Below are 11,266 nucleotides of genomic sequence, written 5' to 3' on the forward strand. Positions count from 1 at the left end.
CTCAGCGATTTGTTTATGCCAGTAAGAAATTGTTTTCATCGGCAAACGACTGTTTCGTGCGCCACCCCGTCTTATTTCAATACCCATCCATCGTTGCCTCAGCGTCTGCTGTTAGTTCTGGCGATTCTCACGCTTGCTGTCCGGCCGCACGTCGCCGCTGCCGCACCTGCGACTCCCGCGCCAGCTCAGTCTGACCGCCTCGTCGTCATGATCAGCCTGGATGGCTTGGCGGCTTATTATCTGGATGATCCCAAGGCCGAAATGCCAACGCTTCGCGCTTTGGCAGCAGAGGGTGCGCGGGCCACGTCGATGAAAGCTTCCACGCCCACCGTTACCTGGCCGAATCACACCACCCTCGTCACCGGTGACAACCCCGCACGACACGGTGTTGTGGGTAACAATTACTTCGACCGTGCGACCGGCAAGCGGGTTGTGCTGATTACCGACCCCGTTTATGACAAGGATGAAATTGTTAAAGTCCCCACGATTTATGACGTGGCCAGAGCGGCGGGGTTGAAGACGGCTGCCATCCGTTGGCCTGCCACTCGCAACGCTAGAACACTCGATTGGACCATTCCCGATGTGGCCACCATGGAACTGATGAAAAAGTACACCACCCCTGCGCTCGGGAGCCAATGCGAGCAGGCCGGAATTAGCCTGACGAAGAAGGATGGCGTCGCACTGGAAGATAATAACGCGCGGGAGCTGGGCGATGAAACCTGGACGCGTGCCTTCAATCTCATTTTGCAGAAGGATCGCCCCAATCTGGCACTGTTGCACCTGGTGAACGTGGATCACACCCAACACTTGAAAGGGCCGAAGTCGGATGAGGCTTACGCAGCGGTGAAAGGGGTGGATGCTCAAGTGCGGGAAGTCTGGGAGGAACTGCAGCGGGATTACCCCGGCAAGGCCACTCTGCTGGTCGTGTCCGATCATGGCTTCTCGCCCATTAAGCGTACGATTCTGCCGAATGTTGTGCTGCGGAAAGCCGGGTTGCTGAATTCGGAAAAGAAGCGCCATGACGGTGCGGTCCAGGTCGTGCCTCAAGGCGGGTCTGCTTTCATCTACATAACCGATGATGCCAATCGACCCTCGCTCCTCAAACGCATTGAAAAAGCCTTTGCCGGAATGCCGGAGGTGGCCAAAATTGTTGGTCCTAAACAATTAAAGGATTATGGCGTGGCGAATCCGAAGGACGACGCCCATGCGCCGGATATGATTTTGTTCGCCCAGGAAGGCTATGCCTTTGGCGACACTGCCGCTGGCGATCTGCCATTTGAAGAGAAGCCCGAGCGCAGAGGCAGCCATGGACACGATTCAAGCCTGCCGGACCTGCATGCCACCTTTGTTGCCTGGGGCGCAGGCATCAAACCCGGCACCAAGCTCGGCGAAATTTCCAATACCAGCGTTGCTCCGACCATCGCGCAGTTGCTTGGCCTCAAATTTTCCAATGTGGATGGCAAGCCGCTGACAAAGATATTGACGAATTAATTCATGCCGAATGACCTATCCTATGAACCTGAGAAAACATATTTTTCATACGGCTCTCATCTTTTGTGGATTTTTTGTGCTTTTAACAAATCTGCAGGCGGAATCGACCAATACCTTCCGGGTGATGACGTATAACATTCATCATGGTGAGGGCCTCGATAAGCAGGTTGATTTGCAACGCATCGCCGATTTAATCAAACAAGAGAAGGCGGACATTGTCGCCTTGCAGGAGGTGGACCGAAATACTGAGCGCACCGGCAAGCGCGATTTCCCTGCCGAGTTTACCCGGCTTACCGGGATGTCCTGCGTTTTCAGTAATAACTGGCCGGTGCAGGGCGGGGAATATGGCACGGCGATTCTCACCCGTTTTCCGATTACCAAACGCGAGCATTCCCTCCTGAAGATGGTCGGCTCAAAGGAGCAACGTGGCTTGCTGCAGGCGCATGTCAAAATGGGTGACCGCGAAGTGGTGGTCATGAACACGCACGTGGACCATCGTAAAACGGACGAGGAACGGCTCGAAAGCATCATGGAATTCGCCACGGTCATTAAGAAGAAGGCGGAGTTGCCGGTGATTTTTTGCGGCGATTTCAACGATGTGCCCGGCAGTCCCACTTACGAGCAAATGAGTGCCCTGCTGGATGATAGCTGGAAGTTGATCGGCGAGGGTGAAGGCTGGACGATCCCGGCAGAAAAGCCGCGTCGGCGCATTGATTATATTTGGATTTCGAAGAAGGGTCCCATCATCCCCTTGCGCGCCTGGGTGCCCGCATCCGAGGCTTCCGACCATCGCCCGCTGGTCGTTGAGTTTCAGTTGCCGACGGGGAAATAAGTCGGGGCGGGAATTGAGCGTGGAACCGCGAATTCAGAAGTAAACAGAGGGGAGAACCCCATTGAATCCAGGCTTCCAAATGCGATCGTAGGAGAGAAGGAAACCTCTTATGAAAACATTACTCTTATTGTTATTTCCGGCACTAATGTTCGTCGGATGCGGCACTAATCAGGGTGGAACCGGGGATGCCTACTCTATCTATAACAGCTCTGGCCAAAATCCTGCCAGCACGAGAAGCACCGGGATGTTGGGTGCGGGCACTGGCAACGCTGGAATGGGTGTGGGAACCGGCCTCGGTTCTGGTTCCACCGGCTCGGGCCCGCGTTAGGTTATTCCGTAATTAAATTAAGAAACGCAGTCGAAGAGGCGTGATTAACCTCTTCGATTTCTTTTTTGGACATTCATTCTTGAAACCTTTACCGTCAATCAACCGTCCAAAAAACCATGACCCGCATTTCAAAGTATCTGCTGGTGGTTGCATTTTTGATTGCCGCCACCTTTGCGCCTGGCGTCTTCGCCGCGAAAGCGCCCAACATCGTCATCATTCTCGCCGATGACCTGGGTTACGGCGACCTCGGTTGCTATGGCCATCCGAGCATCCGCACCCCCAATCTCGACCGCATGGCTGCCGAGGGAATCCGGTTCACCGATTTTTATGTGGCTGCGAACGTGTGCACACCGAGCCGCGCGGGATTGATGACAGGCCGGTGGCCGATTCGCAGCGGCATGGCGGGCTCAACGAATGATGTGCTGAGGGTTTTTTCAATGGGCGGTTTGCCAACCAATGAAATCACCATTGCGGCCGCGTTGAAATCAAAGGGCTACGCCACTGCTTGCATTGGGAAATGGCATTTGGGCCATGAACTGCAATTCCTGCCTACCCACCATGGTTTCGATTACTTTTATGGACTGCGTTTTTCGAATGATATGGAGCCCGTTCGCGGAAAGATTCCTAAAAATGCCTCCTCCAGCCTTCATCCCAAGTTGGAGTGGTGGAACTCGGCATTGCTTCAGAACGATAAAATCCTCGAGCAACCTACCGACCTCAGCACCTTGACCCGGCGATACACGGAGGAAGCAATTAAATTCATTCACCAAAACAAAAAACAACCGTTCTTTCTATATTTCCCCCACACTTTTCCACATGTGCCACTCTTTGCATCCGATGCTTTCAAGGAGCATAGCGCGCGCGGTTTATATGGAGATGTGGTCGAGGAGTTGGATTGGAGCGTCGGCCAGGTGCTGAATACCTTGCGCAAGGAAGGTCTGGCAGAGAACACGCTGGTATTTTTCACCAGCGATAACGGACCTTGGCTGATTCGCGATCTGGCCGGTGGTTCAGCGGGACCGCTCAAGGACGGGAAGGGGAGCACATGGGAAGGCGGGATGCGCGAGCCAGCCATCGCCTGGTGGCCGGGAAAGATCAAACCTGCCATCAACCACGAACTCGTTTGTTCGCTCGACCTGTTCACCACCTCCCTCTGCCTCGCGGGGGTGGCACTGCCGCCGGATCGCGTGATTGATGGTCTCGACATGCGCCCGATGCTCTTCGGCACCGGCCACAGCCAGCGCCAACTCATGTTTTATTACAAAAAGAACGAGCTCTACGCCGTGCGCAAAGGCTCCTTCAAAGCCCACTTGATCACCCATACCGGCTACAGCAAGGATGCCCCGGAAAAGCACGATTCCCCATTACTGTTCCAACTCGAAAACGATCCCGGCGAGCGGTTCGATGTAGCCGCAGAAAATCCCGAAGTGGTTGCCGATATCCTTCGCGAAGTCGAAGAATTCAACAAATCAATCGTTTCAGTCCAAGCGCAGTATTAACACTGACTGCCTCCTAAAAGCACACCTTGTCCGACGCCCAAGTCATCATGCCATTTTGCGTGTTCTTCTTGCATGGCGTTGGCTTACTTATTTTCTCCGAGCCTCAGCCTGAAACCGGTTCTGTCTCCAAGGTGTGCATTTTCTTGGCATTCAATGAATTTTACCCCCGCTTCCAAGTCCAATCCCTGATATGCGTCTCAAACGACTAAGTCGAATAACTGAAAATAAGATTAATTTATATAGTTGCCCCTAGACTCGTTGACTTAACTTCTGCTAAAAAAACCAAATGCATCGAATTTTTGCCTCAGCAGTTAGCCCAGTAACTGGGCGTGGTCGGTTGTTCAACTTCCTCCGTAGCGGTTCCGCGCGCATGGTCGTGTCCGCAGTCGCACTCGCACTTTTGGTTCCTGCCGTCATGGCAGCCCCAAAAAACCAGAAAACCCCGAAAAAGAGGCCGACCAGTGAAGAGCTGGACCAGGACTTTCCCTTCCAAGCCGCGTGTATTGGAGCCAAATTCCCGGCCAAGAATATTGCTTACAAGGGTCTGGCCATCAAACTCGGCAATGATGCTTTCATGTGCTTTGACACCGACGATCTCCGCATGGCAGCGGGTTGGACCGGGGCGTATCTGAAATTTGATGGTGTGGCTTTCTCCGGTTCCCATGGCAATCACCCGAGTGTTGCCGGCGACCAGAAGTTTGCCACCAAAAACATGCCGGGCGTTTCCGACGAGAACGGTTCCTTCGCTGATACCCGCGCCGACATCTTTAGGCCGGTTCCTGAAAAGGTTGGACGTTGGAATGGCCTTTATCTGGATGGCGAAAATGTGGTGCTTTCCTACACTGTTGATGGCACCAAAATCCTCGAAATGCCCGCCAGCGTAGCTGCGGATGGCCAGGTCGGATTCGTGCGCAATTTCAAGACTGAGAAGAATTCAAGGCCGTTCTCCATTCTGCTCTGCGAAGTGGAAGGGGCCAAGGGCACTGTGAGCGGCAACACGGCGACGCTCACCGGAGCCAGCGACAATGTCACCATCGTGGAATTGGTCGGCGCACCCAAAGGCGCCAAGCTCGAAATCGCCGAGAATAACCGTATCGTCCTCAAGTTCGACAAGAAAACAGCAGCCTCCACCTTTAAGATTGTCCTGTGGAACGGGGCGGACGCGGACAAGGCGAAGTTTGCCGCGCTTACTAGTGGCAAAGCCGAAGTTCCCGATGTGAAAAAAGGCGGACCAGCTCGTTGGGCTCAGACCGTGGAAACCAAAGGTGTCATTGGTGCCAACACCACGCCAGACGGCGCTTACACTCTCGATCAAATTACTCCACCACAGGATAATCCGTGGAAACGCCGGGTTCGCTTCAGCGGCTTCGATTTCTTCTCGGATGGCAAGCGCGCGGCGGTTTCCACCTGGGACGGCGATATCTGGATCGTTTCCGGCATCGATGACAAGCTGGACAAGCTCACCTGGAAGCGTTTCTCCTCCGGCCAGTACGAAACGATTGGCCTGAAAATCGTGAATGACGTGATTTATACTTCCGGCCGCGATCAAATCACCCGCTATTACGACCTGAATGGTGATGGCGAGGCCGATTACTACGAAAATTTCAACAACCAGGTCACCTCTTCGGACGGATTTCATGAATTCGTGTTTGATCTCCAGACCGACAAGGAGGGCAATTTTTACATGGCCAAGGCTGGTCCAGTGCGCGGCGGCGGACGCGGTTTCGGCGGCGACAATTTCGGCAGTATCACAGAGGATGCCGGCACTGTGATGAAGATCTCCAAGGATGGCAAGAAGCTGGAAGTGCTCGCGACCGGTCTGCGCGCTCCAAATGGCTTGTCCATCAGCCCCGATGGCCAGATCACAACGAGCGATAACGAAGGCACCTGGGTGCCATCGACCCCGATTCATTTCATTCAAAAGGGTCGCTTCTACGGCGTGGAGAACACGGCCCATCAGGTTTCCAAAACCGAGTATGTGAAACCCATTTGCTGGCTTTCGCACAATGATTTCGATAACTCCGGTGGCGAGCAGGTCTGGGTGACCAGTGATAAATGGGGTCCTTACAAAGGCGAAATGTTGCACCTGTCCTACGGCAAATGCTCGTTGTTCCTTGTCATGAAGGAAACCGTCAATGGCCAGATGCAGGCGGGTGTGGTGAAGATTCCAGTGAAATTCACCTCCTCCGCAATGCGTGGTCGTTTTAACCCGAAGGACGGCCAACTCTACATCGCCGGCTTGCAAGGCTGGCAAACCACTGCTGTGAAGCTCGCTGGTTTTGATCGTGTCCGTTACACCGGCAAGCCGGTGGCCAGCGTTCAGAGCATGCACGTGACCAAAACCGGTGTGGAACTCTGCTTCACTCAGCCGCTGGATCCCGCCAGCGCGGGCGACGTCCAGAATTACAGCGCCAAGCGTTGGAATTATGATTACGCCGAACATTATGGTTCGCCGGAATTCTCCGTGGCTGATCCCAAGAAACAGGGCCGTGATGAAATGACCATCAAATCGGCCAAGCTCTCTCCGGACGGCCGCACCGTCACTCTGGAAATCGCCGATATCAAGCCCGTCATGCAGGAAATGATTGAGTTCGATATCAAGTCCAAGGATGGCAAGGAAATCAGCCAATCCATACAACACACCATCAACGTCATGCCGTAAGGCGGGATTGGTGACGAACAGAACGCCTGCGAAGTTCTAAAGCATAAAAAAATGGGCACGTCGGACCGCCTTTCAGGGAAAAACCGCTGGCGATTGTTAATCGCAATCGCCAGCCTGGCTGCAGTTGCTCCAGCATCTGGGCAAACTCTTTCAACCGCCAATCCGGACCAAGGACTAAGTCTCACCTACAGTTCCGATGGCAAGGCCAGCGATGTGGTGATCGCGCCCAACGTCTGGCTTTACGTTGAGAATGGCAAATCACCGACACCTTTTCTGACTGGTGGCAAGTTCAACGCCGTTTGGGATGGCTCGCTGACCGTGGACAAGCGCGCTAACTATACGTTTCAAGCGGAATTGAATGGGGCGCTGAAGCTGGAGTTGAACGGTCAAGTAGTCCTGGAAATTACCACCAATGGCGTCACGGAAATCAGCCAGTCGGTGCAGTTGAAAAAAGGGGCCAATACGCTCAAAGCTCAATTCGGCAGCCCAAATCAGGGGGATGCTTTTGTGCGGCTGAAATGGCAGCCGAAGGACAGCTTCATGCAGCCGATTCCGATTGATGCCTTGAAGATTCCCGCAGAGACGCCGGAATCGAAGCAGGCTGCCATGTTGCATCATGGCCGAGAGTTGTTCCTCGAGTTTCGCTGTGCAAAATGTCATGCGGGGCCAACCAAGGATGCCATTCCTGAACTCTCGATGGATGCGCCTTCATTCGAAGGAATTGGTTCGCGCCGCAACTACGATTGGATAACGCGCTGGATTCAGGACCCCAAGGCAATGCGGCCAACCGCCCACATGCCGAAAGTGTTGCACGGGCCCAAGGCGAAAGAAGATGCCGGGAGCATTGCGTCTTATCTCGTATCGCTGAAAGGTGAAGCCGGCAAGGCGTCAGCGGCACCGAATGAGGAGCAGGTTGGGGCGGGGCAAAAGGTGTTCGAATCGTTGCACTGCGCCGCCTGCCACAATCCACCGGGCGGCACGGAGGCGGACGATAAAAAGATTTATTTGAAACAAGTTCAGGAGAAGTTTGCGCCGGGAACACTCTCAGCGTTTTTGCTGAAGCCCAACGCGCATTACGCCTGGATTCGCATGCCGAATTTCAAGCTGAGCCAGGAAGAGGCGGATCAATTGGCTGCTTTCTTGAATTCCAAGGCAGACAAGCCTAAGGAAGTCGCGGCTTCCACTGATGCAGCGGTGCTGGAACATGGTAAAAAGCTGGTTCAGACCTCCGGCTGCTTGAGCTGTCACACCCTCAAGCTGGACAATCAATTTTCGACCAAAGCATTGGCTGACCTCGCTGCGGATAAATGGAAACAAGGTTGCCTGGCTGAGAAACCAGATGACGTGGGCAAGTCGCCGCAATATTCCTTCACTGCAGAAGATCGCGAAGCTTTGCAGGCTTTTGCCGCAACGGATCGTTCGTCGCTCACACGCCATGTGCCGACTGAGTTTGCGGATCGCCAGACCAGGCTGCTTAATTGCCGCGAGTGCCATGGTAAGTTCGAAGGGTTTCCAGCCTTTGACATTGTTGGCGGCAAGCTCAAACCTGAGTGGTCCAAAACATTTATTAGTGGCGAATCCACGGTCAAGCCGCGTCCCTGGTTGGAAGCGCGCATGCCTGCCTTTAGCGAGCGGGCGGAAGGCATCGCGAAAGGCCTGGCCATGATTCATGGTTACCCCTCGGAAACGCCTGCAGAACCACCCATCGACATGGAAATGGCCAAGGTTGGCCAGAAACTGGTATCCTCAGTAGGCGGTTTCTCCTGTGTTTCGTGCCATTCCATTGGCCAGTTTGGAGCCACGCAGGTATTTGAAAGCGCCGGTATCAATTTCGCGCTGACCGGTTCGCGATTGATGAAACCGTTCATGCATCGTTGGGTGCGCAATCCTCAGTTGATTGATGCCACCACGAAGATGCCGGTTTACTTTGACGAAGAAGGCAAGAGTCCCTTGGCGGATGTTTATGGTGGTGATGCGGAGAAGCAAATTGAGGCCATCCGGCAGTATATTCGCCAGGGTGACAAGATGCCGCCTCCACCAACGCCTTGATTTGGTGGAAATGCGTTTATTTTAAGCGCGATGAACCATTGCCATTTGTAACCATTCGCGGCAATCTCCGTCCATTCCACTAATTCCATTATTATGAAACTTAAAGTGATTGCGCTGGTGACCTTGCTGTTCGTTGGCACGTCGATGACGGTGCGGGTGGCCAATGCAGCGGACAATGAATTGACCGCCAAGGAGAAAAAGGAAGGCTGGAGGCTGCTGTTTGATGGCAAATCGCTCCAGGGTTGGCGCAGTTATCGCAAGCCGGATGGTCCGAAGCAGGGGTGGGTGGTGGAGAGCGGAATCCTCAAATGCGTCGCGGGCGCGCACGGTGGCGACATTATCACCGTGGACAAATACAACGATTATGAGTTGCAATGGGATTGGATGATTCCCGCCAAGGCAAACAACGGCATCAAATATCTCGTCACCGAAGAGCGGCCGACCGCGCCTGGGCAGGAATATCAGATGATCGATGATGCCATCGTGGCGGACAGCCCCAAGCAAAGCACAGCGGCGTTCTACGATGTGATTGCGCCGGATATGAAAAAGCCGTTGAAGCCAGTGGGTGAATGGAATCATTCACGATTGGTTATTCAGGGAAATCATGTCGAACATTGGCTGAACGGTAAAAATGTTCTGACTTATGAATTGGGCAGTCCCGAGGTGATGACAGCAGTGGCCGCCAGTAAGTTCAAGAAGTCCGCCGGCTTCGGCGAGAAAATCCAAGGATACATCATGCTCACTGAGCATCATGACGAAGCCTCTTATCGGAACATTAAAATCAGGGAGTTGACGGCTCAAAAATAGCGATCCTGAACATTCAGAGAATTCGCGCCAGCCTGAGAGCGCATTGAAATTGGGTTGGACACCGCCGGCTGGGGCTGAAATTTATTCATTGTCAGTTTTCTTCGTGGTGTTCGTCGGGGTCAGGTCGATTAGTGTCATGACTTTGGCTTGACCCCTTTAGGCCGGGTCGATCAATCCCCGCTCCATTGATAATCGTATCCCTCTGGCGGATTATAGGCCATGGATAACGAATTCGTATCCCCATCCCAATACATTTTTGTGTAACTGACATGCCCGTCCACAAAGCCAACCATATCCATTGCGTTGTTAAAATAGCAAGTTTGGGGATTTGCGATTGGACGTTTCGGCTGATGCCAGGAGTAAGGGATAATAGCGGGGCCTTCTGAGATCATTATGGTTTTGGCCGGGTGTTTTATGGAGCTCAATTTCATACCGGCAATCCCACGCACGGCTGGGCCATGATATGGAGCGACCAAATTGGTGAATTCGTTGCCGTTAAAAGTGTAGCTGGAGAACAAGGAAAAAGCTTGATCGTGCTCGCTTTGAGGAGTGTAGCCACTGTAGGGAGGTTTATCCCCGGGGCTGTAGTAAAACGTGTCAGAAGGACAGCTAAATAATTTACTATGCTGCGAGGATGCAGGCGTGAGACCAAGCTCGTTTAGCACAAATGTTTTGTAACTATACAATATGGCATTCGTTATGTGGGCGCCCGAAGATGGAGAAGGAGAGACGTCACGCGAGTCATCCGAATACATGCGAATCCCCAAATCGATTTGCCGCAGGTTATTCAAACAAACCGATCGGCTTGCCCGCCCTTTCGCAGAGGCCAAAGACACCAACAATAAGGCCGCTAAACTTGAGACAATGGCAATGACGACCAAAAGTTCAATTAAGGTGAACCCCTTTTTAACCAAAAAGTTGTCGTTCATGCTTTTTCTCATAATGAAGGAAACCGTAAAGGGGTCACTACTGTCCAAAATAGAATTTAGAATTTATCGGGCAAAGCCGATTCTATTGCGTATTTAAAGGCATATTGATTGGCCTGTCTCTGAACCTCAGGAGGGCCAACCTGTTTTCCAAAGCGGCTCATTGGACGTCAAATCTCGAACAAAAGCATAGCTTTCACCACCCCAGATCACCTATTTTGGACAGCAGTGACACTTTTTGGATTTCCGCTGTCCCCTCCCAACCCACTTTTGACCTGGCTCATATTTCGAAGGATCAAAAACTCCTGCCGTGAAGTAAAGCGGAAAGCAACACTTCAATACCAAACATCCCCTTCCGATTTTCGATCGCGAGGGGTGATTGTGTGAGTGAGTTTTATGGCGCATGGTGTGAATTGAGGGTTTGCCTGGGCTGTTGATGCTCGTCTGGGCTGTTGATGCTCGTCTGGGCTGTTGATGCTCGCCTGGGCTGTTGATGCTCGCCTGGGCTGTTGATGCTCGCCTGGGCTCGCGCCAAGTGCTTGCGCACGGCCGCCGTGATAACGTTTTACCTGTTGACGCCAGCGCCAATGGGTGACCTCTTCACGTTGTTCGTCGGTTGAATTACGGAGAACGGCGGCCCCTTTTTCAATTGTCATTTGCCAAAACGGTGCT

At 53.1% G+C, this 11,266-nt stretch carries 9 protein-coding genes; 7 read left to right on the forward strand and 2 right to left on the reverse strand.

Annotated features, from left to right (window positions below; all coding sequences use genetic code 11):
* The first annotated feature begins 15 nt into the window (after positions 1-15).
* The 7 genes from CFLAV_RS12285 (at position 16) to CFLAV_RS12315 (ending at position 9,668) form a co-directional block, all read left to right on the forward strand.
* A complete protein-coding gene (locus CFLAV_RS12285; RefSeq protein ID WP_007415052.1) occupies positions 16-1,491 on the forward strand; it encodes an alkaline phosphatase family protein in 1,476 nt (491 codons plus the stop codon).
* 22 nt (positions 1,492-1,513) lie between these two features.
* The gene (locus CFLAV_RS12290) at positions 1,514-2,323 is read left to right on the forward strand and encodes an endonuclease/exonuclease/phosphatase family protein (protein WP_050785723.1); all 810 of its coding nucleotides are present in this window, start codon (positions 1,514-1,516) and stop codon (positions 2,321-2,323) included.
* 109 nt (positions 2,324-2,432) lie between these two features.
* Positions 2,433-2,651, forward strand: coding sequence for a hypothetical protein (locus CFLAV_RS12295; protein ID WP_007415054.1), 219 nt, complete (start codon positions 2,433-2,435; stop codon positions 2,649-2,651).
* 116 nt (positions 2,652-2,767) lie between these two features.
* Positions 2,768-4,150: a sulfatase family protein gene (locus tag CFLAV_RS12300; protein ID WP_007415055.1), complete on the forward strand. Its 1,383-nt coding sequence runs from the start codon at positions 2,768-2,770 to the stop codon at positions 4,148-4,150.
* Between the two features lie 286 nt (positions 4,151-4,436).
* Positions 4,437-6,812 (forward strand): DUF6797 domain-containing protein, encoded by a 2,376-nt coding sequence (locus tag CFLAV_RS12305; RefSeq protein ID WP_007415056.1) that lies wholly within the window; start codon positions 4,437-4,439, stop codon positions 6,810-6,812.
* A 51-nt stretch (positions 6,813-6,863) separates the two neighbouring features.
* Positions 6,864-8,861: a c-type cytochrome gene (locus CFLAV_RS12310; protein ID WP_007415057.1), complete on the forward strand. Its 1,998-nt coding sequence runs from the start codon at positions 6,864-6,866 to the stop codon at positions 8,859-8,861.
* A 93-nt stretch (positions 8,862-8,954) separates the two neighbouring features.
* The gene (locus tag CFLAV_RS12315) at positions 8,955-9,668 is read left to right on the forward strand and encodes a 3-keto-disaccharide hydrolase (protein ID WP_007415058.1); all 714 of its coding nucleotides are present in this window, start codon (positions 8,955-8,957) and stop codon (positions 9,666-9,668) included.
* Between the two features lie 170 nt (positions 9,669-9,838).
* On the opposite strand, the gene CFLAV_RS32245 is transcribed toward CFLAV_RS12315, so the two are convergent.
* Positions 9,839-10,597 carry a type II secretion system protein gene (locus CFLAV_RS32245; RefSeq protein ID WP_007415059.1) on the reverse strand — a complete coding sequence of 253 codons (759 nt, stop codon included), beginning with the start codon at positions 10,595-10,597 and terminating at the stop codon, positions 9,839-9,841.
* Between the two features lie 332 nt (positions 10,598-10,929).
* A complete protein-coding gene (locus CFLAV_RS12325) occupies positions 10,930-11,250 on the reverse strand; it encodes a hypothetical protein (RefSeq protein ID WP_040548362.1) in 321 nt (106 codons plus the stop codon).
* Positions 11,251-11,266: the final 16 nt, after the last annotated feature.

The organism is Pedosphaera parvula Ellin514, assembly GCF_000172555.1.
GTDB lineage: Bacteria > Verrucomicrobiota > Verrucomicrobiia > Limisphaerales > Pedosphaeraceae > Pedosphaera.

What these genes read in the sequence shown, in the direction of transcription:
- CFLAV_RS12285 (WP_007415052.1), top strand. Translation starts at nt 16, where the DNA reads ATGCCAGTAAGAAATTGTTTTCATCGGCAAACGACTGTTTCGTGCGCC.
- CFLAV_RS12290 (WP_050785723.1), top strand. Translation starts at nt 1,514, where the DNA reads ATGAACCTGAGAAAACATATTTTTCATACGGCTCTCATCTTTTGTGGA.
- CFLAV_RS12295 (WP_007415054.1), top strand. Translation starts at nt 2,433, where the DNA reads ATGAAAACATTACTCTTATTGTTATTTCCGGCACTAATGTTCGTCGGA.
- CFLAV_RS12300 (WP_007415055.1), top strand. Translation starts at nt 2,768, where the DNA reads ATGACCCGCATTTCAAAGTATCTGCTGGTGGTTGCATTTTTGATTGCC.
- CFLAV_RS12305 (WP_007415056.1), top strand. Translation starts at nt 4,437, where the DNA reads ATGCATCGAATTTTTGCCTCAGCAGTTAGCCCAGTAACTGGGCGTGGT.
- CFLAV_RS12310 (WP_007415057.1), top strand. Translation starts at nt 6,864, where the DNA reads ATGGGCACGTCGGACCGCCTTTCAGGGAAAAACCGCTGGCGATTGTTA.
- CFLAV_RS12315 (WP_007415058.1), top strand. Translation starts at nt 8,955, where the DNA reads ATGAAACTTAAAGTGATTGCGCTGGTGACCTTGCTGTTCGTTGGCACG.
- CFLAV_RS32245 (WP_007415059.1), bottom strand. Translation starts at nt 10,597, where the DNA reads ATGAACGACAACTTTTTGGTTAAAAAGGGGTTCACCTTAATTGAACTT.
- CFLAV_RS12325 (WP_040548362.1), bottom strand. Translation starts at nt 11,250, where the DNA reads ATGACAATTGAAAAAGGGGCCGCCGTTCTCCGTAATTCAACCGACGAA.